The 21,144-nt window shown below is 72.4% G+C and carries 13 protein-coding genes and 3 pseudogenes; 9 read left to right on the forward strand and 7 right to left on the reverse strand.

What is annotated here, in order from left to right; genetic code table 11:
- Positions 1 to 2: 2 nt before the first annotated feature.
- Positions 3 to 2,330 carry a molybdopterin cofactor-binding domain-containing protein gene (locus ACH4F6_RS15520; RefSeq protein ID WP_397960660.1) on the reverse strand — a complete coding sequence of 776 codons (2,328 nt, stop codon included), beginning with the start codon at positions 2,328 to 2,330 and terminating at the stop codon, positions 3 to 5.
- A gap of 226 nt (positions 2,331 to 2,556) precedes the next feature.
- Positions 2,557 to 3,780: an oxygenase MpaB family protein gene (locus tag ACH4F6_RS15525; protein WP_397960661.1), complete on the reverse strand. Its 1,224-nt coding sequence runs from the start codon at positions 3,778 to 3,780 to the stop codon at positions 2,557 to 2,559.
- A gap of 346 nt (positions 3,781 to 4,126) precedes the next feature.
- On the opposite strand from ACH4F6_RS15525, the gene ACH4F6_RS15530 reads away from it, so the two are divergent.
- On the forward strand, positions 4,127 to 4,606 hold the full coding sequence (locus tag ACH4F6_RS15530; RefSeq protein ID WP_397960662.1) for a TetR/AcrR family transcriptional regulator: 480 nt from the start codon (positions 4,127 to 4,129) through the stop codon (positions 4,604 to 4,606).
- 152 nt (positions 4,607 to 4,758) lie between these two features.
- Positions 4,759 to 4,962, forward strand: a pseudogene (locus tag ACH4F6_RS15535) (IS630 family transposase); the annotation flags it as partial.
- Positions 4,963 to 5,208: 246 nt separating this feature from the next.
- Here the strand turns inward: ACH4F6_RS15535 and ACH4F6_RS15540 are convergent.
- Both ACH4F6_RS15540 and ACH4F6_RS15545 read right to left on the reverse strand, forming a co-directional pair.
- Positions 5,209 to 5,421 (reverse strand): annotated as a pseudogene (locus ACH4F6_RS15540) (IS5/IS1182 family transposase); the annotation flags it as partial.
- A gap of 47 nt (positions 5,422 to 5,468) precedes the next feature.
- Complete coding sequence (locus ACH4F6_RS15545; protein WP_397960663.1) at positions 5,469 to 5,600, reverse strand: hypothetical protein; 132 nt, start codon at positions 5,598 to 5,600, stop codon at positions 5,469 to 5,471.
- Between the two features lie 647 nt (positions 5,601 to 6,247).
- On the opposite strand from ACH4F6_RS15545, the pseudogene ACH4F6_RS15550 reads away from it, so the two are divergent.
- Positions 6,248 to 6,394, forward strand: a pseudogene (locus ACH4F6_RS15550) (IS701 family transposase); the annotation flags it as partial.
- 172 nt (positions 6,395 to 6,566) lie between these two features.
- Here the strand turns inward: ACH4F6_RS15550 and ACH4F6_RS15555 are convergent.
- The gene (locus ACH4F6_RS15555) at positions 6,567 to 7,211 is read right to left on the reverse strand and encodes a hypothetical protein (protein WP_397960664.1); all 645 of its coding nucleotides are present in this window, start codon (positions 7,209 to 7,211) and stop codon (positions 6,567 to 6,569) included.
- 439 nt (positions 7,212 to 7,650) lie between these two features.
- On the opposite strand from ACH4F6_RS15555, the gene ACH4F6_RS15560 reads away from it, so the two are divergent.
- Together ACH4F6_RS15560 and ACH4F6_RS15565 are read left to right on the forward strand one after the other, a co-directional pair.
- Positions 7,651 to 8,757 carry a hypothetical protein gene (locus ACH4F6_RS15560; RefSeq protein ID WP_397960665.1) on the forward strand — a complete coding sequence of 369 codons (1,107 nt, stop codon included), beginning with the start codon at positions 7,651 to 7,653 and terminating at the stop codon, positions 8,755 to 8,757.
- 46 nt (positions 8,758 to 8,803) lie between these two features.
- Entirely contained in the window at positions 8,804 to 9,190 is a 387-nt protein-coding gene (locus ACH4F6_RS15565; protein WP_397960666.1) for an SRPBCC family protein, read from the forward strand.
- Positions 9,191 to 9,298: 108 nt separating this feature from the next.
- Here ACH4F6_RS15565 and ACH4F6_RS15570 read toward each other — a convergent pair whose 3' ends face one another.
- Both ACH4F6_RS15570 and ACH4F6_RS15575 read right to left on the reverse strand, forming a co-directional pair.
- Positions 9,299 to 9,796 carry a TspO/MBR family protein gene (locus tag ACH4F6_RS15570; RefSeq protein WP_397960667.1) on the reverse strand — a complete coding sequence of 166 codons (498 nt, stop codon included), beginning with the start codon at positions 9,794 to 9,796 and terminating at the stop codon, positions 9,299 to 9,301.
- A 434-nt stretch (positions 9,797 to 10,230) separates the two neighbouring features.
- Complete coding sequence (locus ACH4F6_RS15575; RefSeq protein ID WP_397960668.1) at positions 10,231 to 11,397, reverse strand: NAD(P)/FAD-dependent oxidoreductase; 1,167 nt, start codon at positions 11,395 to 11,397, stop codon at positions 10,231 to 10,233.
- A 257-nt stretch (positions 11,398 to 11,654) separates the two neighbouring features.
- On the opposite strand from ACH4F6_RS15575, the gene ACH4F6_RS15580 reads away from it, so the two are divergent.
- The 4 genes from ACH4F6_RS15580 to ACH4F6_RS15595 all read left to right on the forward strand — a co-directional run bounded on the left by ACH4F6_RS15580 (position 11,655) and on the right by ACH4F6_RS15595 (position 21,110).
- A complete protein-coding gene (locus ACH4F6_RS15580) occupies positions 11,655 to 12,311 on the forward strand; it encodes a hypothetical protein (RefSeq protein WP_397960669.1) in 657 nt (218 codons plus the stop codon).
- 463 nt (positions 12,312 to 12,774) lie between these two features.
- Positions 12,775 to 13,305, forward strand: a complete 531-nt coding sequence (locus ACH4F6_RS15585) for a 2'-5' RNA ligase family protein (RefSeq protein WP_397960670.1) — start codon at positions 12,775 to 12,777, stop codon at positions 13,303 to 13,305.
- 378 nt (positions 13,306 to 13,683) lie between these two features.
- Positions 13,684 to 16,236, forward strand: a complete 2,553-nt coding sequence (locus tag ACH4F6_RS15590) for a discoidin domain-containing protein (protein ID WP_397960671.1) — start codon at positions 13,684 to 13,686, stop codon at positions 16,234 to 16,236.
- A 392-nt stretch (positions 16,237 to 16,628) separates the two neighbouring features.
- Positions 16,629 to 21,110, forward strand: coding sequence for a peptidoglycan-binding protein (locus tag ACH4F6_RS15595; protein WP_397960672.1), 4,482 nt, complete (start codon positions 16,629 to 16,631; stop codon positions 21,108 to 21,110).
- Positions 21,111 to 21,144: the final 34 nt, after the last annotated feature.

Here is a 21,144-nt window from a genome sequence, read left to right on the forward strand (position 1 = left end):
CGTCAGTAGGCGTGGTCGAGGCCGTCGGCCGGGGACGGGGGGATCGGCGGGACGGTCGGCTTGGGCGCGAAGGACAGCGTGCCGTGGTTGATCGGGAAGGTGGTCGGCATGGTGCCGGTGGCCCGGCCGTACGCGCAGGCGACCGCGGCCATGGAGGCGGCGACGCCCAGCTCTCCCGCGCCGCCCGGCTCGGCACGCGTGTCCGGCATCACGATGATCTCGAGTTCGAGCGGCGTGTTCCACTGCCGGGTGTAGAAGTAGTTGTCCCAGCTGGCCTCCAGGAAGTACCCGTCGCGCAGGTGCAGGCTGGAGGTCAGGGCCTGGGCGATGCCGTCCGTCAGACAGCCCGTCATCTGCGCTTCCAGGCCCCGGGGGTTGATCGCGAGGCCGACGTCGACGGCGCAGACGGCCTTGGTGACGCGGGGTCCGGCGACACCGTCGCGGAGGGGACGGTTCACCGTCTCCGGGCGGCAGTCGATCTCCACGAGCACGGCGCTGACGCCGCGGTACTCGGTCTGCAGGGCGATGCCCTGCGCGGTGCCGGCGGGCATCGCACGCCCCCAGTTCCCGGCCTCGGCGACCTTCTCCAGGGCCGCGCGGGCACGGTCGTCGTGGAGGAAGGCGTGGCGGAACGCGTACGGGTCCTTGTTCATCCTCGCGGCCAGCCGGTCGACGACGAGTTCCCGGGCGCAGACGACGTCGGGGCCGTACACGTTGCGCATGCTGCCCGTGTTGAAGCCCTTGTCGGTCTCGCTGAGCTGCTGGCTGTCGACACCGAAGCGGTAGGGCATCGACCGGGAGAGCTGGAAGTAGGTCTGGGAGAAGCCGATGTCGCCCACCGGCAGCCTGGCGGCCAGGGCGGTGACGATCTCGCCGAACCCGTGGCCGAAGTCGGTGGCGACGCTGGTGTGCCGCTGTGTGTACGCGAGCACGGTGTCGCCGGCGTAGGAGATGCGCACGCGGGAGGTGGACATCGGGTGGGTGCGCCCCTGGCGGGAGTCGTCGGCCCGGTGCCACATGAGCCGCACGGGCTTGCCGATCCTCTGGGAGATCTCGGCGGCTTCCAGTGCGGCGTCGAAGAACAGCTTGCGCCCGAAGGAGCCGCCGCCCTCCACGACGTGCACGGTCACCGCGGAGAGGGGAAGACCCAGTCTTGCGGCGATGGTCTGCTGCGCGACGATCGGCGACTTCAGGCTCGCCCAGATCTCGGCCCGGCCGGGACGTACGTCGGCGATCGCGCAGTTGGGCTCCAGCGCGCTGTTGCTGCGGAAGTGGAAGGTGAAGCTGCCCTCCACGCTCGGAGTCAACGGCGGCAGGCCGAGCGGCAGTTCGGCGGCGCGCAGTTCCTCGAGGACGGTGTCGTCGGACTTGCCCCGGGCGGTTCCGGGTCTCCAGGCCACCCGCAGGGCGCGTACGGCGTCGATGCACTGGCCGAAGGTCCGGGCGCGCACCGCCACCCCGGTGGAGATCACCACGGCGTCGGTGACGCCCGGCATGGCACGGACCTCGTCGAGGTCGGCCACCGATCCGACCTTGCCGTTGATGGTCGGCGGGCGGCACACCATGGTCGGCAGGGCGTCCGGCACGTCGAGGTCCAGGGTGAACTTCTTGCGGCCGGTGACCGCGGCGAGCGCGTCGATCCGGCCGCGCGGTGTGCCGATGACGGTGAACCGGTCGCTCGCCTTGAGCTCCACCGACACCTGCCGGGTGCTGACGCTCGCGGCCTGCTGCGCGAGCGCGCCGATGCCGACGCCGCGGCCCGCGCGGTCGGTGACGACCCCGGCCTTCCACGTCAGTTCGCCGACGGGGGAGCGGAGCCGGGCGGCCGCCGCCTGCAGGAGCCGGCCGCGGGCGACGGCGGCGGCGACCCGGACCGGGGTGTAGGTCGCGATGGTGGTGTTCGACCCGCCGGTCAGCTGGTTGAAGACCAGCTCCGGCCGCGCGTCGGCCAGGGTGACCCGCACCCGGTCCAGGGGGACGTCCATCTCCTCGGCGATCAGCATGGCGGTCGACGTGGTGATGCCCTGTCCCACCTCGGCACGGGGCAGAGCGAAGGCCACGGTGCCGTCCGTGTCCACCTCGATCGTGATCAGGTGCGAGGTCGGCAGCGCCGCCAGGGTCATCGCGTCGTTGAGGTCGATCAGGTCCGTGATCTCCGCCGAGGGGATGCCGTCCGCGGCGGCGTTCGGCGCCGCACCGATCTCGGCGGCGGCCACGAGCGTCGGGGCCGCGAGGACGTACCCGAGGAACCGGCGGCGGCCCGGGGCGGGTGTCCCGGACTCCGGCCGCGTTCGCGGCTCCGGACCGGACCGGCGGTCAGCGCTTCTCATCGGCGGCTCCCTTCCCCGTGCGTCCGGCCGGGGACTCGTGCCGGCGTCCTGCTTCTGCGTGGTCTCGTCGGTGTGCTCATGGGCGCGGTTCGGCTCCGGGTGGTGGTCGCCGGCCGGTGACGTGTCGTGGGCCGCCGGGGCAGTGGGGAGAAGCGCCACTGCCCCGGCGGGGCCGTGACCCGAGCGGCGCCGGGCCCCGGCGCCGACGGCCGGCCGGGAGGGGCGGTCAGGACGGGCGGTTCGCGTCCGGGATCTCGATGCGGATCGGCTGCGCCTCGGCGAGGAAGAGCAGGACGAACCGGCGGATGGCCTCCTCCAGGGTCCAGACGATCGCCGGGATGCCGGGCAGGGGGATCAATCCCTCGCGGAAGGCCACCAGCAGCGGCCAGGCCGTCGCGATCAGCGGTTGCAGGAGCGGCTCCTTGGACAGCCCGATCATGTCGCCGACCCGGTCGCTGAGCGTGTACCTGGAGAAGGCGCTGATCAGGGGGCGTGTCAGACCGCCGTCGATCTCGGCCACGATGCCGAGGAGGACGTCGGTCAGCGCCTCGCCCTCGGCGGTGCGGGCCAGGATCGGGTCGAGGACCTGCCGGGACTGGGCCTCGGCCGCCTCCCAGGTCGCGGGGATGTACTCGTCGTCGACGCCGAGCATGGACGCGGACACCTGCCACACGTGCAGGTAGGCGTCCGCGTCGGCGGTGCTGATCCTGACGCCCCAATCTTTTAGCTTGCGCATGACAAACGTGGCCAGGCTGTGCCAGGTGACCAGGATGTCCGCCTGGCTGATCGGTATCGTCTGGCCGCCGCTGGTCGCCTTCCACTGCGGGGACTGCGGCAGCAGGTGCCGCACGGCCGCGTGCACCATCCGCGTCTTCACGGTGGTCACGATCATCGAACCCTGCGGCCGGTACGCGTCCAGGTCCCCGATGTCGTACCCGAGTTTCGCGGTCTTGGCGACGCGGTCCTTCATGTCCGCGCCGCCCTTGGAGTAGTAGACCGAGCGCGCCTCGCGGGGGATGGCCGTGCTCATCAGGCCGCTGCCGAGTCCGTACAGGGCTCCGACGTAGATTCCCTTGGTCTTGCTGAACCGGGCGCCACGGTCGAGCCCGGCCCGGTCCGCCCAGGACGGCAGCCGGCGGGCGTGCTCCATGAACTCCCGGACGTCCGCGGGGAGTCCGGCGGGCAGCGCCTGGTCGTTGCGGGTCCACTGCCTGAGCGCCTGGTTGACCTTGGCGACGTCGCCCCGGTCGATGACGGCGGCGAGCACCGGGTCGGCTTCCTCGTCCCACACCCACTCGGGGTCGATGCCCGCTCCCGTGCCCGCCACCGAGCCGCTCGGCGCCCACGTCCACAGGGAGCGGGCACTGGCCGGCGGGGCCGCGCCCAGCGCCCCGAAGGCCCCCAGGGCCCCGCCCGTCAACAACATCCTGCGTCTGCTCAACCCGTCCATTGCTCCGAACTCCTCCTCGAGTCCTGCCGCTCTGTCGTCCCGCACGCGCTTTGGTACGATGAAACATGTTGAGCATCGTTGTATCATCAGGCATCAGGGGAGCACAGACGAGGCATGAACGCCAGAGGCCCGACGGAATCAGGGGGGAGGTCGTGGAACCCGTCCTGTCGGGCCTCATGGGACCTTCCGGCCCCCTCTCCGCACCGGAACTCGCGTTCAGCGACGCCGTCGAAGGCGCCGCCCCGGACGACGAGGTGGCCGTGCGCCTGCTCGACGCCGCGTACGAGCAGTCCTGCCGCATGGGGATCAAGCGGTCCACGATGGCTGACGTGGCGCGGCTCGAGGAGTGTCCCGGATCACCGTCCACCGTCGTTTCGCCACCAAGGAGGTGCTGGTCGAGCAGGTCGTACGGCGGGAGTTCCGCCGGTACTTCGACCGGTTCGCCGTCGAGATCCAGGACGCCGGGACGGTCGCCGACCGGGTCGTCCTGGGGTTCGTGAGTTCCTCGCGAGCCCTCCGCCACAACCGTCTCATCGGCGGCCTCGCGACCGTGGAACCGGACGCCGCGGTGCCGTCCATGACCGGTGACGGGGGACGCACCCTCTTCGTGGTGCAGCAGTTCGTCGCCGACAGGCTCCGGCAGGAGCAGCGGGCCGGCCACGTCGCCGCCGAGGTGGACGTGGACGTCGTGGCCGAGATGACGGTCCGCGTCCCCGCGTCCTTCCTGGTCGTCCCCAGCCGCGTCGACGACGACGAGCGGATGCGTGCGGTGGCCCGGCGGTTCCTCGTCCCGATGCTCGGGCCACCGCGCTCGACCCACGCATGACCCGGCTCACTCGTGGCGCCCGTGCGGGTCACCCCTGTCCACAGAAGCGCTTCCTCCCGGGTGTGAACGCCCGGGGTTCCCCGCCGGTGCTGTGACCGCACAGGTTCGCCGGGTCGGCGGTCGTAGCGGTTGGATGTGCGGTGACGTCCGATCTGACCACTGGAGGCGCGGTCGCCGAGCCCGTCCGTGTGCGCAGACTGACCGACCAGGAGGGGCGGAAGCTGCGGCAGATCGTGCGCCGGGGCAGCACCAGTTCGGTGCGCTGTCGGCGGGCGATGATGCTGCCGGCCTCGGCCGGCGGGAACCGGGTGCCGGTGACCGCCCGGCTGGTGCAGGCCGACGAGGGCATCGTCCGGGTCCGGACCTCGGACCAACGGCACGCCTTGATCCGGCTCGGCCGGGCAGTCCAGTTGCGGAACGCATCGGTCCTCGCCGACGAGCGGCTGCTGTCCCGAGGTGCGCCCGCTGCAGGGGAAGTTCGTGGAGATCGCTCCACCGTCGCACTTCTGACCCGTGCGGACCTGGGCCAGGTGTGGCCCGGGCGCAGCGTTCGCATGCACATCGGAGATGCCGGCTTCTCCGGAGACGAACCGCGCCCATCGTCATTCGGCTGACCGCAGCCGGACGGCAGCGGCTGTGACCGTGCCGTGGAATACGTACGCGCGCTTGTCGTGGCACGTCGCCACGGCGCGGAAGCCCTTCCGTCTGTTGGTCATCCGCTCGACTTTGTTACGGCGCTTGTACGCGGTGCGGTCGAATCCGGGTGGTTGTCCGCCCACTGAATCCCGGGCCGGTCGGCGGACGGCCTGGTCCTTCAAGGGGAGCGGAGAGCAACCGTGTCATACAATTCTTGATCCTATTTTCACCAGCACGGCTCTGCGGTGTCCCAGATGACGTTCCTCGAGTAGATCCAACCGCGGGTCCAGTTCGGATACGCGCTGACGTAGAACCACGTACTGCCGACCTCGTTGTTGTAGTAGCAGTAGATGGTCATGGGATAGTCCTTGTACAGGGTCTCCCTGGTGCCGCAGTCCGCGTACGGGCCCGGCCGCAGCGGAGCAGTGGCGTTCTGGACTTTGCCGTAGCCCCAGTCGTCGTAGGAATCGATGTTCGGTGTCCCGGTCGCCCAGCATGTCTGAGCGGTGGCGTCACCCGGGGTGGTGGCCGATGCTGTGGTCGCCGACGCAACCAGCGAAAAGGCTGCCGCCGCGACGATCGTTGCCATTCTTGGCCTGTTGAACAACCTCCGCATTGTTCCTCCCCAGCAAAACTCACCCCGGTCCTCTTTCGACCGAGTTTCCTGAACGCGGCTGCTTCGTCCGTGCATATCCTTCCCGAAGGCCGAAGGGGCGGGTAGGGCAACAATTGGCCATCGGAAGAAGAAGGAGATTCGGTCGACGTTTTTCGCCACCACCGATCGGCCGATCGCCGAGCTCGAGCTCCGTCACCGGCTGCGAGCGAGAGCCGAGGACCGTATCCGGGCCTTCTGGTACTCCAGCCGTAGAACCTGATCTTGTGGGCGGGGCGGGGCGGGGCTGGGCTGGGCTGGGCGGGGCTGGGCTGGGCTGGGCGGGGCTGGGATCGGGCGGCCGGATCGGTATCGGATCGCGTGAGGTGGTCGCCCGCTGGCACGCTGCCCCCAACGAGATCCAGCACCTGTTCACCGCACTCGTCACCCGGCCCACCCACACAGCCGCACACCGGCTCCGCTGGTCCGACTGGCGACGCCGCCATCAAGCCCGGGCCCGCACCTGCCACTACCAGCGCCAGGCCGCCCACCAACCATGAAGATCACGATCTACGGCTGGAGTACTGGTTTGACCGGCTCCACGGCCGCTCGAATTCTTCCCACACCCATCCAGCCGGTCCGAGCAACGACGTCGTCACCCCGGCGAACCCGTGCGGTCAGAGCACCAGATCACGCTGGACCAAGGTGTGCAGTTCCTCGTGCCGGCCGACGTCAGAGCCGGAACGCCGTGGTCACCTGCTCGGCGAGATCGTCTTCTGTCATCGTGGTGTCGACCCGGACGGTGCGCAGTCGGAGACGCGCGGTTTCCTCCTCGAGGCGTCTTGTGAACATGCGGTCACGTTCGGCAGTGTTGCGGCCGGCCTTCGCCGGATCACTGGTCTTCCCCACGAACCCTTCCCCCGGTACCGACCGACTGCGGAGGGCGGCCTGGCGGAAATCGGGTGTGGGAAGAAGCCAGACGGCGTGCTCAGGAGCAGCAAGCAGAGGCTTGACGAGGTGCGGCAGCAACCGGAATCCCTCGACGACGACGCACGGCTCCGGCGGCAGACGAAGGAGGTCTTCAACGATCAGACCGAAGCCCTCACCTCGAAACCAATGGAACGTCTCGAGCATGACTTCCGGAGACCGGTTCACCCATCGCTCGTCCATGTCCATGGCGATGAACTCGTGCAGAAAGGGGGCCTCCTCGGGGGTGGTCCGCCCCGCGTGATCCCGCATCACGTCGTCGGTCGCGTAGAGGCGCCAGCCGTGGCGGTCGGCCAGTCGGCGGGCGGTCGTCGACTTGCCCGCACCACTCCCGCCACCGATCCAGAAAACGTGCCGCAGCCGTGCCGGAAGTCCTGCGGTGTCGGCCACCTCTTCGTACTGTCCGGGCTGCATCTGTCTCCGATCCCATGGGATGACCAAGGCGAACCTCATGGTGGTCGTCGTCGTTGGCGGCTTTCTCCGCTTTCCCTGAAACTACCGGCCGGAGGCCGGCCAGGAAGGCCGGGCACAGCACACACGACGTCAGCGGGCACGCTCCGGGCGCACTGGGCAGCGGCGCGCTCTTCCACCGCGAGGACTGGCCGTGCTGGTGGCACAACGGCTGATTCACGCTCGGCCGGATCGGGAGAATCGATGCTCCGAGCCCGGGAGCCGGTTGTAGGATCAGCCGACTTGATGAGGCGAGTGCGACGACCGGGGGGCCAGGGGCACCGGATGTGACGGTGCGGGTCCCGCCTCGCGTCCCGGGGAGGGTCTTCTTGGCCGTCATGTCTCTGCACGCCTGCGTCTTCTCGCGGCCTGTGCGGTCGTGTCCGTGCCGTTGGTCTTCGGCCCGGCCGCCTGGACGGCGTCGGCCGACGGCGGGACGTTCGACGAGACCGTCGTCGCCCCGGCCCTGCGCGTCACACCGGGCTCCGGCTCCGTGATGAGCGTCGGCCCTTCCGGGTTCCTGCACCGCGCCACCACCCTTGACGGTCCTTCCGGACCGGAGTGGACGGGCGTGGACGGCTCGACCAGGAAGCTCGTGGGCCTGGAGCCGCGCGACCCGGAGCACTACGGGGCGGCGTCGGACGTCGTGGCGGTGCCGCCCAGCGGCGGCACCGGCGACGTACAGCTGCGGAACATGGTCACCGACGAGACCACGACGGTCACGGTTCCGGTCGGTCAGCGCTGCAACGACGTCCTCGTCCGGCTGAGCACCGGCGCGCTGCGCCTGTACGAGCCGGCCTGCGGGGCGGCGCTGAAGCCGACCACGCCGTACACGGCCCAGGACACCTCCGACAACCTCTACCGCTGCATCGGCAGGGGCAACGGCACCTTCGGCGCCCGCGTGAAGCTCTTCACCGGCTGGGGCGGGACCTGCAACGCCGTCGTCGGAGTCGGGGACATCACCGGTGACGGCAGGGCCGATCTCGTCGCCCGCGACACCGCCGGAGTGCTCTACCGACTCAACGGCACCGGTACCGGCACCTTCGGCGCGCGCGTGAAGATCGGCACCGGCCGGCAGAACTACAGGGACCTCTCCTGGAGGCGAACAGGTGAACGGTCGATCGTCCGACCGAGGCGGGCGTCAGGAGATGCGGCCGGTCCGGCCTGCCGCGATGGTGGAAGTGTCGAAGCACCGCCACCAGGACGCGACGGGAACATTGACGTGGACAAGTCGCAGCTCACCGAGATGACCGCTCGCCGTGCCGCCGATGGCTCCGACGGCCGGCAGTTCAGCGCGGACGACATCAGCCGGATCCTCGACCTGCTCTTCGGCACCGTGGAACAGGCGGGGACCATCGCCGAAGCGCTCAGGGCCCGGGAGGCCGTCACCCTCGGGAGCTTCGGAAGCTTCCAGGCCGCTGACGGCGTCACCACCTTCCGGCCGGGTATAGCCCTCACCGAATACCTGCAGGACCAGACCCGGTGACCAGCACGCGGACCGCCGGGCCGGCACGGCGGCCGCCGGAATCGTCATGGGGCACCTGACCCTCCACGCCACCGGCGCGGCCGGCCCGGAGACGGTCTGGCAGCGCTACGCCTGCGTCGACGAGTGGGCCTCGTGGTCCCCGCAGGTCAAGACCGTCCGGGCCGCCGAGCGCCGCCTGAGGGCCGGCATGCGCGGGACGGTGGAGTCGAGAGCGGGCGTGCGCGCCGCGTTCGTCGTGGAAGCCGTCGACCACGACCGCCGCACGTGGACCTGGCGGGTCCGGTGGGGGCCGGTCCTGCTCCGCCTGCACCACGTGGTGCGCGCACACGCGCGCGGCTGCACCACGAGCCTGACGATGGACGGCCCCGGACTCGCGCTCCTGGCCTATGCCCCCCTCGCACGCCTGGCCCTGCGCCGTCTCGTACGGCCCTGATGCGGCCGGCTGCCCCCCTCGCCCGGCCCGCACCCCGTGTCACCGTTCGACAGCGGCAGCACGACGGCCACGCCCCTGCGACGACACGCCACCCCGTTCCCGGCGCCGTCAGGCGTTGCGACGGGCGAGGGAAGCGTTCAGCGCCGTCGCGAACGCACACCACGCGGCGTAAGGGACCAGGACGGCTGCCGCCTGCCGGTCGACGCGAGCAGTGCGACGGATGAGATCGACGGTGCTGAGGTCCAGCAGCAGCGTCCCCGCCAGCCCCGCCCTCGGGCTGCGGTGGTGGAAGAACAGCCGGTTCCATCCCGCGTCGAGCGTCAGGTTCACCGCCAGACTCGCCGTGAGCGCAGCCCGTCGCCGCTGCGCCGGCACTCCCCACGCACGGCCGGCCGCATAGGCGATCGAGGCGTACAGCGGCGTCCACACCGCACCGAACGCCCACGACGGCGGCTGCCAGGACGGCTTGCGCAACGACCTGTACCAGGCACTGTCCGCATCGACCGCCCGCGCCCCCGTCACGGCCGAGACCGTCACCGCGGCGGCGGCGGAGCCGTAGCGCAGCCACGGCCCACCGCGTCGGCTCCTGGCGTCACGTCCACCCATCAGTCTCATGCCACACGCGTTCCCCCACCACGTCCCCGCCACCGTCGCAGGCGTCGAAAGAACGGGACGGAACCTGAAGCGTGCTGGAGAAGGCCGTGACCAGGCAGGCTGAGCGGCTCCGCGGATGATGGCAGGTCTTGTGATCGGCTTCCCGGCCCAGCCCGGCCCGGCCCGGTCGGTCCGCCGTCGAGAAGGCGGGCCGGATCGGGTCTGCGCAGGCGTCCGCCCTCCCGTGGGGAGGCCGGGAGGGGCGGCGCGGCTCCGCCCAGGTGACAGCACGCGGACGGGGCCAGGGGGCGGGAGCCTCCGCCGGGGGAGAGGAAGAGGATCACCGCGGTCACAGGATGGCACTGGATTCGGCCACGCAACAGGGTGGTGACGGGAATCGGTCGTCGGTGGGTCGGCCGTGGCGTCCGGCCGCAGAGGGCTGTCGGCTACTGCTCGCCCAGACCGGTGGCGTGTTGGTCCACCTCGATCTCCGAGCGCCGTGCGCCGGCGAACCGGGTGGGCCGGAAGGCCCGGAGGAGGTCCTGTTCCTGATCGGTGGTGAGTTCGGCCGCGACCAGGCGTCCCAGGATCGGCGCCAGGGTGATCCCGCTGTGCGAGACGAGGCAGTAGACGCGGGACCCTGCGAAGGCGTAGCCGGCGACGGTGCGGCCGTCCGCGGGCAGGGAGCGGAAGCCGACGCGCAGGTCGATCCTCGGTGGCCGGCCCGGGTCGGTCAGCAGCGCGGAGAACCGCCGTGCCAGGGTGCTCGCCAGGTCCCCGTTCACGGTCGGAGGGTCTGCCGGGTCGACGTCGGCGTTCAGGTCGAGAGCCTGCAGCACGGTGTGCCCACCGGCCGCGGGGCGGAGATTGAGACCGGGGCTGTGGATCACGCAGCGCAGGTCGAGTCGCGGGGACCGGGCGTACCCGAGCAGACCGACGGTCGGCGCTCCGCGGCCGACGTCCGTCACCAGGGGAATGTCGATCCCGGCCAGTGCGGCGAGCCGCTGTGTCCAGCGGCCTGCCGCCAGGACGGCTCGATCGCCCGTGCGGACCTCGCCGTCGGCCAGGGTGACGGCTACGTGGTCCGGCCCGTCGTCGATGGCCACGACCTCGCCGATCGCGCACGTGGCGCCGTGCTGCTCGGCATCCGTCAGCAGCTCGTTCACGAAGAGGTCCGGCAGAACGTACCCCTCGCCGGGGAAGTGCGCGAGGGAGGTGATGGTCGCCGGGATGCGGAGGTCGCCCGCGATCCGTGTCGCTTCCTCGGGCGTGACCCAGCGGGCGGGGTAGCCGAGCGACCGCAGTCGTTCCACGTTGTCGGCGAGCCGCTGCTCGTTCGCGGCGTCCGCCCACTGCAACGCCCCGCTGGGGAAGTACGACGGCGCACCGCGCAGGTGCCCGGCGAGTCTGGCGTGCTCCTCCATCCCCGCGAGGTTCAGCCGGTGGTAGTCCGCGTCGGGCTTCCGGCTGGAGTTGGTCCAGGCGAAGGTGGTCGCCGTCGTACCGGCGCCGGCCCCCCACTGATCGAGCAGGAGAACGTCCTCACCGGCGAGGGCGAGCTGCCTCGCGACGCTCACGCCCAGCACGCCGGCGCCGATGACGATGACCTTCACGCGCGTCTCCTTTCCGGCAGCGACACGCTGCCCACCTGGCGGGGACCGGAAGCTCCGGGAGGAACTCGGCGGTTCCCCGGACGGACGGGGGTGCGACCCCCTCCACGGTGCTTCCGCCGTCGGCACGCGACAACTCCCCGCGCGCCGGTGGGCCCGCGCTGCCCGTCGTGGTGCCGTGACCGCACGGGTGCGCCGGACCGCCGGGCCGGTGCATCAACCGGAGGGGCGGCTTCTTCCGGTCGCGGTACGGTCCTGCCATGTCCCGATCAGCCGATGCCGGCTTCCTCCCGCCCCCCGTCACCGCGGACGACCTCGACTTCGCCGTGCAGCTCGCTGTGGCAGTCCTTCGCGAGGCGCCCCCGACTGCCTGGGAGGGCAAGGCCGGGTCGCTGGAATGGGACTGCTGGGAAACCGTCGAGCACCTCAGCGACGACCTCTTCGCCTACGCTGCGCAACTGGGTCCCAGAACACCGCCCCTGGACGGTGAGGTGCCCTTCGTGTGGGAGAGCCGGCGGCCCGGCGGCCCGGCGAACGCCATCCACGCGAACCGTGCGGCGGGGCCCGCCGGCCTGCTGCAGGTCCTGGAAGCGAGCGGCGCGCTGCTGGTCGCCATGGTGCGCACGACGCCTCCGCGGATCCGCGCTCATCACGTCTTCGGTGTCTCGGACCCCGAGGGTTTCGCCGCGATGGGGATCGTGGAAACCCTGGTGCACACGTACGACCTGACGCAGGGGCTCGGTCTCGCATGGAGCCCGCCCGCCGATCTGTGCTCCCGGGTGCTCGCCCGCCTGTTCCCGGACGCACCGTCGTCCACGGACGCCTGGCTCACCCTCCTGTGGGCCACCGGCCGCGCCGAACTGCCCGGCCACCCTCGTCCGACCACATGGCGCTGGGACGGCACACCCCGGGCGTAGGGCTCAGGCGCCTCCGCGGCGAAGGGGAGGTCCGGCCGGGGCCGGCCGGTCGGACTGTTGCCGGGACCGGTCGGCCCCGGGGCGGGCACACCGGTGAGCGCCGGCCTGCCCTGCTTCCGCCGCCACCCCGAACCCGTCACCGGCGGACCCCTCCGCGAGCGCGCCGAGCCCCTCACGCATGCCCGGCGCGTCGAGGACCGGGGGAGTACCGGCGCCGGGAGCGGCGCACCGCGCCCGGGCCGGGGGTCGGACCGGGGTTCTCGCGGACGGCGACGGCCTGGGGGGAGGGGACGGTCCTGCGAGCTGTCGGTGGCCTGTTCTAGGCTGCTGCACATGCCCCGTCCTCGGACCGGGCCGGCCGACCCGACAGGCTCTGCTGCTCCAGGCCCGCTCCCGGTCGCGGGCCCCGGGGCCGTGTGCTGCTCGTCCGCGAACGCCTCGCGCGGCCTGCGGGGGTGAAGCGATGAACACGGTCGAGCTGCTCCTGGACCCCGGCACGGAGGACGAGGTCCGGCACGTCTGGGAGCATCTGGCCGCGCGAGGAGAGCCCAGTCAGAGGCACCACAGCCATCCGACCAACCGGCCTCATCTCACGCTGGCGGCGGCCGACGTCCTGACAGCGGCAGCACGACAGGAGCTCCGGGGGGTGCTGGAAGGCCTCGACTGTCCCGCCGTCCTCGACGGGCTCGTCCGCTTCCGCGGTCGCACGAACGTGCTGGCCTGGCGCGTCCGGCGGGTGCCCGGACTCCTCGCCGTGCACGCCGCCGTCCACGACGCGCTTCTCGCCACGGGCTGCGAACCCGACCACCCCCTGCTCCTGCCGGAGAACTGGCAGCCGCACATCACCCTCGGCCGCAGCCGCCGGCCGGCGTGGAACGTACCGGACGACCAGTTGCTCCCTCCCGGCCTGCACGAGCCCGTGCACGGCCGTTTCGTCGCCGCACGCAGCTACGACTCGCGCACCCGCACCGTCACCTCGCTCCCGGCGGAGTGACAACCGCCAGGAACGCCGCCGGACCGGGGGGCCGCGACCTCGCCCGCTCCTCCGCGGGGACGGCACCTCTCGACGTTCCCGTGCCCGGGTGGGAAGAGCCGGGCGACGTCGAGACGTGAACGCGGGCGGGCCTCAAGGGCGTCGGACGGGGGAGGGGACGCCCTGTCCGTCGGGGGAGGGCGAGGGGGTGTCGTCAACATGTCGAGGGATGCGGCGGAAAGAGGCCCGGAAAGATTTCAACTTTCCAAGGCTTGCCGAGACGTGTAACTCATCAGTTAAATCAAGATGTGAACTAAGCCTCGCGGCAGTGACCTCGGCGTGTCCCCGCGCCCGCTGCCGCGCCCTCGTCCTTTCCCGACGCACCCGCAGGGACCCTTCATGAGACTCAGATCCCTGGGTGTCGCGCTCGCCGCCACGGCAGCGCTGATCACCCTGCCCGCCGTCCGGCCACCGGCGGCCGCGGCCGCCGACGCCAACCTGTCCCAGGGCAGAACGGCGACGGCATCCTCGAGCGAGAACGCGGGCACGCCCGCGGCCCACGCGGTCGACGGCGACACCGGCACCCGGTGGTCCTCGGCCGCCACCGACGACCAGTGGCTGCAGGTCGACCTCGGAACCGGCGCCACGATCAGCCAGGTCGTCATCGACTGGGAGGCGGCCTACGGCAAGGACTACAAGATCCAGTCCTCGTCCGACGGCAGCACCTGGACCGACCTGCGCGCGGTCACCGGCGGAGACGGCGGCACCGACACCCTCGCCGTCTCCGGCCAGGGCCGTTACGTACGCCTGCAGGGCGTCCACCGGGCCACGCAGTGGGGCTACTCCGTCTGGGAGTTCCGGGTGTTCGGCACCACCGGCGGAACGCCCCAGCCCGGCACGTGCTCGACCGCCGACTCGGCGCAGGGCAAGACCGCTTCGGCGTCCTCGACGGAGAACGCCGGCACCCCCGCGGCCGCCGCGTTCGACGGCAGCGACGCCACCCGCTGGTCCAGCCAGGCCTCCGACCCGCAGTGGCTGCGCGTCGACCTGGGCTCGTCGCAGGACATCTGCAGGATCGACCTGAACTGGGAAGCCGCGTACGGCAAGGACTTCCAGCTCCAGGTCTCCGCCGACGGCCAGAACTTCACCACCCTCAAGACCGTCACCGGCGCGACCGGCGGCCGGGCCTCCTACGACGTCAGCGGCACGGGCCGCTACGTCCGCGTCCTCGGGACGGCCCGCGGGACGGGCTACGGCTACTCGCTCTGGGAGGTCGCCGTCCACACCACGTCCGGCGGCACTTCGGGCCCGGTCCAGGGCGGCGGCGACCTCGGCCCGAACGTGATCGTCGTCGACCCCTCCACGCCCGGCCTCCAGCAGAAGTTCGACCAGGTCTTCGCCCAGCAGGAGTCCGCGCAGTTCGGCTCCGGGCGCTACCAGTTCCTGCTCAAGCCGGGCACCTACAACGGCATCAACGCCCAACTCGGCTTCTACACCTCCGTCTCCGGCCTCGGCCTGAACCCCGACGACGTCCAGATCAACGGTGACATCACCGTCGACGCGGGCTGGTTCAACGGCAACGCCACGCAGAACTTCTGGCGTTCGGCGGAGAACCTGGCGATCACCCCGTCCAACGGCACCGACCGCTGGGCCGTCGCCCAGGCCGCGCCGTTCCGCCGCATCCACGTCAAGGGGGGCCTCAACCTCGCCCCCAACGGCTACGGATGGGCCTCCGGCGGCTACATCGCCGACTCCAGGATCGACGGCACGGTCGGTCCGTACTCGCAGCAGCAGTGGTACACCCGTGACAGCTCCGTGGGCGGCTGGACCAACGGCGTGTGGAACATGACGTTCACCGGCGTCCAGGGCGCCCCGGCGACCAACTTCGACACCGGGCCGTACACCACGCTGGACACCACGCCGATCTCCCGCGAGAAGCCGTTCCTCTACCTCGACGGCAACGAGTACAAGGTCTTCGTCCCCGCCAAGCGCACCAACGCGCGCGGCGTGTCCTGGCCCGCCAACGCCGGGACCTCGCTGCCGCTCAGCCAGTTCTACGTCGTCAAGCCCGGCGCGACGGCCGCCACCATCAACACCGCACTGGCCCAGGGCCTGAACCTGCTGTTCACGCCCGGCGTCTACCACCTCGACCGGACCATCGACGTCACTCGCGCGAACACCGTCGTGCTCGGCCTGGGCCTGGCCACGATCGTGCCCGACGGCGGCATCGACGCCCTGCACGTCGCGGACGTCGACGGCGTCAGGCTCGCCGGATTCCTCATCGACGCCGGCGCCACCCGGTCCGACACCCTGCTGCAGATCGGCCCCGCCGGAGCGGCCGCGGACCACTCCGCCAACCCGACCACCATGCAGGACGTGTTCATTCGCATCGGCGGCGCGGGCCCCGGCCTGGCGACGGACTCCGTCGTGGTCAACAGCGACGACGTCGTCATCGACCACACCTGGATCTGGCGCGCCGACCACGGCGAGGGCGTCGGCTGGGAGACCAACCGCGCCGACTACGGGCTGCGGGTCAACGGCGACGACGTCCTGGCCACCGGCCTGTTCGTGGAGCACTTCAACAAGTACGACGTCGTGTGGAACGGTGAGCGGGGCCGCACGATCTTCTTCCAGAACGAGAAGGCCTACGACGCCCCCGACGCCGCCGCCATCACGCACGACGGCATCGTCGGGTGGGCGGCCTACAAGGTCGCCGACACGGTCGCCGTGCACGAGGCGTGGGGTCTGGGCAGCTACTGCAACTTCACCGCCGATCCCTCGATCGTGCAGCACCACGGCTTCCAGGTGCCGGTCAAGGCGGGCGTCAAGTTGCACAGCCTCCAGGTCATCTCCCTGGGAGGCAAGGGACAGTACGCCCATGTCGTCAACGACACCGGCGCCCCGACCTCGGGGACGAACACCGTGCCGTCGAAGGTGACCTCGTTCCCGTGATCCGCGGGAGGGGCGGCGCACCGCGCCGCTGAACCCGCTGCCGGGGCCGTGAACCAGCGGTCCCGGCAGCGGGGCCGGATCCGGCGACCGTGGCCGGGCCTGAGGCCGGGGGATCGCGCCGGCTGTGCGAGGGCGAGCGCGGGGGGCCGATCGGCCCCATCTGGAATCCCTGGATTCCGCTTTTGTCAATGGAATTTGACGTTCCATCACTGAATTTCCCCGAAAACACCATGGGAATTCTGCACAGCCCTTGCAAAGCTCCGCACTCGCGGGTCATTCTCAGTCCCGGACAGCCCTCTGGGACCTTCGTGCATGGACGGGACCGGCGGGGCGGGCCTCCACGGGGGAGGCGCTCGGGGGAGCGGCCGGACGGTCGTACGGGGGGATGTGCCATGCCCGAATCGGGTCGGAGACGGAATCTACGCGCGTCGGCGGCGGCCGGAACAGCCGACGCGGCCACCACGGCGACGACCGCCGCCGTCACCGCTGCCGCGCCCGGCAAGCCCGCGCCGCCGCTGGTGGTCGCCGGGCCGCTGCTCAGGCGGGCGGAGCCGGGGTCGGTCACCGTGTTCGTGGTGACCCGGGAGGCCCGCACGGTCACCCTCGACGTGCTGCCCGGCAGCGGGCCGGCCGACGCCGCGCCGCTGCTGACCGGCAGCGCCGCGACGGTCGCGCTGGGTGCGCGGACGCACGTCGTGGCGGTCACCGCGACCGGCGGCACCCCGCTGGCCGCCGGGGCCGGGTACCGCTACCGGCTGGGCTTCACCGCCGCCGGGGGCTCCCGGCAGGACCTGCTGGAGGCGGGCGTGGCGGCGGCCGGGGCCGACGAGGCCCGCGCGCTGCTCTGCCACCCGGGGAGCGACCTGCCGGGGTTCGCGCTGCCCGGCGGCCCCGGCGACCTGCGGGTGCTGCACGGCGGGGCGCGGCTGCCGCACGCCGCCGGCCCCGATCTGCTGGCCCACGCCGACACCGTGCTGGCCGAGGCCGTCGCCGCCGCCTCGGCACCGCCGCCGGAGGGCACCCCGGCCCCGCCCGCCCGGCCGCACCTGCTCCTGCTGCACGGCGACCAGTCTCCCGCCGACGACGTGTCCGCCACCCTGCTCGCCGTGGTCCGCTCCGCCGTCGCCACCCTGGGCATCCCGGACGACAAGCTGCCCGGTGCGGCCGACGCGGAACAGCCCGGGGTGCTCGGTCCCGGCGGGCGGGCCGCGCTGTGCGACGGGGCGAAGATGCCCGGCACCTGGCCGAACCACCTGCTCTCCTTCGCCGAGTACACCGCCGCGCAACTGCTGCTGTGGAGCGACACGCTGTGGCCCGCCGCGCTGCCCGCCGTGGAGGCCGTGCACCCCGACCCGCGCTGGGCGTCCTTCCCGGCCGCGCTGCGCACCGCCGTCCTCGCCCGGTCGCCCTACACCGCCACCGAGGCCCAGGCGCCGCTGGTGGCCTGGCTGGAGGCGTGGCGGGACGAGAGCGCGCGGCTGGCCGCGTTACGGGCCGGGCTGCCCGCCGTGCGACGGCTGCTGGCCAACGTCCCGGTGCTGATGGGCCTGGGCGGGCAGGACGTCACCCGGGGGTGGAACGGCGGCGCCGCCGAGACCACCGCCCTGCTGGGGAACCCCACCGGACGCCGGGTGGTGCAGAACGCGCTGGCCGCCCACGCGGTGCTGCGCGCCTGGGGCAACACCCCCGACCGGTTCGCGGCGGCCGGCTCGCCCGGCCGGACGCTGCTGAACGAGCTGGCCGCCTGGCTGACGGCCGCCGTCCCCGGCGAGGACGCCCACTGCGCCGCCGTCGCCGAGCGGGTAGGGCTGCCCGGCCCCGGGCTGGTCCGCCCGGCGGGCGCGCTGGACTACCACTTCCTGGTCGCCGGCGCCCGCTGGCACCTGCTGGTGCTGGACACCGCGACCCGCCGTTCGCCGGCCGTGCCCGGCGGCCAGGACCGCCGCCCGGTGGGCGACGCCGACCTGGACGCCATGCTCGACCTGCTGCCCGAGGCCCGCCCGGACACCCTGACCCTGGTGGCCTCGGCGGTGCCCCTGCACCGGGTGGCCACCGCCGTCACCGAGGGCACCGAACCGGCGGTGGACCAGTCGGACTCCTGGGCCGCCGACACCGCCGGGTACCACTGGGCGCTCAACCGCCTGGCCACCCGCGGGGCCCCGGCGGGCGGCGACCGCGTCCGGCGCCGCACACTGGTGCTGCTCGCGGGCGGGGCGGGCCACTCCTACGGCGACGTGGTGCGGTTCTCCGCCGAGCACGCCTACCGCGTCCAGGGCACTCCGGCCGGCACCCCGGTGAAGGCCGAGTCGGTGCTGCTGCACCTGACGGCGGGCGCCCTGCGCGGCACCGGCCCCGACGACCAGGCGCTGCACCTGCGGGGGCGGCGCTCCGGACCGACCCGCCAGACCCGGGTGGTGGGCTGGGACGCCCCGGTGACCGCCGTGCAGGCCGGGACCCAGCTGCGGCCGGGCGACCAGCCGCCGGTGCCCTGGCAGTTGGGCGGCGGGCCCCCGCAGACGGGCACCCTCTCCCCGGACCGCCGCCTGAACCTGCGCCCGGACTGGTTCCTCGGCCTGACCGCCGCCGAGCACGACCCGTTCGGCCGCGGGGCGGGCCTGCGGCCGGGGCGGCCGCTGGACGTGGACCCGGACGACGGCGTGCCGCCGGCCTACGACCCGGACGGCTTCGACCTGGCCGAGCTTCCCTCACTGGGTCTGCGGCAGTACGTCAACGCGCTGACCAACCACCGGGAGATGCTGCTCCACTGGGCCAGCGGCACCTCCGTGGTCGGCGTCAACGCGCTGTCCGACTTCACCGCGGATTTCGCCGCCGAACTCCGGCTGGCCCGGCAGAGCGTCCACTTCCTGCTGGAGGAGGGCGGCCAGGTCCGCCCGTTCACCGACTTCGCGCTGCCCGCCGCGCCCGGCCCGAGCATGTACGTGGACCGCCTGTACGCCAACCTGTCGCTCAAGCGCGGCGACCACGACCCGGGCGCCACGGGAGCCGTGTACGCGGGAGTCGCGACCGCCGGCGGCGGCACCCATGTCCGCGACCTCCAGCGGGACCTGGCCGAGCTGGGCTTCGCGGTGGTGGCCGGTGACCCGGCGGGCGTCTTCGGTCCGCACACCGAGTGGGGCGTGCGGGAGTTCCAGGCGTACGCCCGCGACAGCCGGATCGCCCGCCAGACGGCCCAGGTCCCGCCGCCCGCCCGCTGGGCGGAGCGCCTGGAGCGCGCCTGGTGCCCGGAGGAGGACCGCTACGCCGGACCGGCCAGCGGCGTGGTCAACGCCCAGACCCGGTTCGCCCTCGCGCTGTGGAAGCGGGAGCGCTACCGCTGCCCGGTGGTGATCGAGGCGTTCACCTCGGCGGGAGCCCCGGTCGCCGGGATGGACAACCTGTGGCGGCACACCCAGCCGGGCGTCGCCACCCACACCATGTACGCCACCGACTTCCGCGACTACTACGACATCCCCGAGGCGCACCAGGAGGCCCAGCCGGGCGGGGTGCCCGCCGGGGTGCCCCGGGTCCCGGTGGGCACGTGGCACCTCTACCGCCAGACCTACAAGCACAAGACCGACACGGCCCCGGTGGTGACCCGGGGCGCGCGGGTGGTCTTCGAGGGCGGCCTGCGGACCACCGCCGCGTCGAGCTGGCGCCCGGACAGCGAGGTCGTCCCGGAGACCCTGCTCCCGGCCCGGGCTCCCGCCACGGCCCCGCCCACGCTGGCCGAACTGGTCGCCGCCTCCGACGCCGACCCCGACGACGGGCGGCTGTCCACCTTCAAGGTGATCCGGTCGGTGGCGGAGGTCGAGGCCTACGGCTTCTTCGACGTGCTCAACTGCTACGACAGCGCCTTCATCTCCGGCGGGCTCTACCACTGGACCGCAGGCCCCACCCGGGTGCCGTCCCACACCTTCCCGGTCGCCAACCCCGTTCCGCCGACCGACGACTCCCCCCTGTGGCCGTTGCAGCCGGTGCAGGACACCTGGGGCGTCCGCGGCGGCGAGCTGTGGGGCCTGCTGGCGCTGCTCAAGTCCCGTTATCCGCAGGCGTTCCGGCACCACTTCTCCGCCTACGGCATCGACGTCCAGCACGCCTGGCACACCAACGCGATCTGGGACGGCTCCAACCGCGTCTACGCCGGCACCGCCACCCAGGAGACCGAGGGCGCGCCGACCGTGATGCCGGCGACCGTGCGGGAGTTCAACCGGTTCCGCGGCTGGCACTGGGGCTACCGGCTGGCCATGGCCTTCCGGGTGGAGCCGGACTTCCGGCGCGCGATGTGGGACCTGGCCCGGCAGCGCCTCTTCGACGTGCTGCGGCTGCGCTGGCCCGACCGGGAGGCGGCTCCCGCCCAGGGCAACTTCGAACTGGACGACGTGGACACCGGCACCGGCGCCCGCCGACCGCTGGTGAGCGAGGTGTTCACCTCCGAGAAGGCCGTCGCCATGATCCTGCGCTGGCACGTCAACAAGCCGGGCGAGATGGTCACCGACCGGCGGGCCGGGACGATGCTGCGCGAGGCGCTGAAGTGGGCCAGGCAGCCCCCCGCCCCCGGCGCCCCCGCCGCGGACCTGCTCCAGCCGGTCACCGCCTGGGGCGAAGCCGAGGAGGCCCGGCTGCTGGAGGGCCTGGTCCAGGTGTGCAAGGACCCCGCACTGAAGGCCAGCGTGAAGCGGGCCCGGGACTGGCCGTCGTGGAACCTCACCACACCCGGCCAGAACCCGGCCGGCTTCACCCTGCCGCTGGGCGACCTCCCTCTGGCGGACCCCGCCGCGGCCCCGCCGCGTGCCGTCAGCGAGCGCCAGCTGCGCTCCGACCGGAACAGCTTCCGGCTCGACGACGTCGGCCTGCCCTGGCCCGAGAGCCACTGATCCTCGCCACGCGCCCCGCCGCGCACGCGTGTTC

The organism is Streptomyces sp. NPDC017936 (genome assembly GCF_044328485.1).
Lineage (GTDB): Bacteria > Actinomycetota > Actinomycetes > Streptomycetales > Streptomycetaceae > Streptomyces.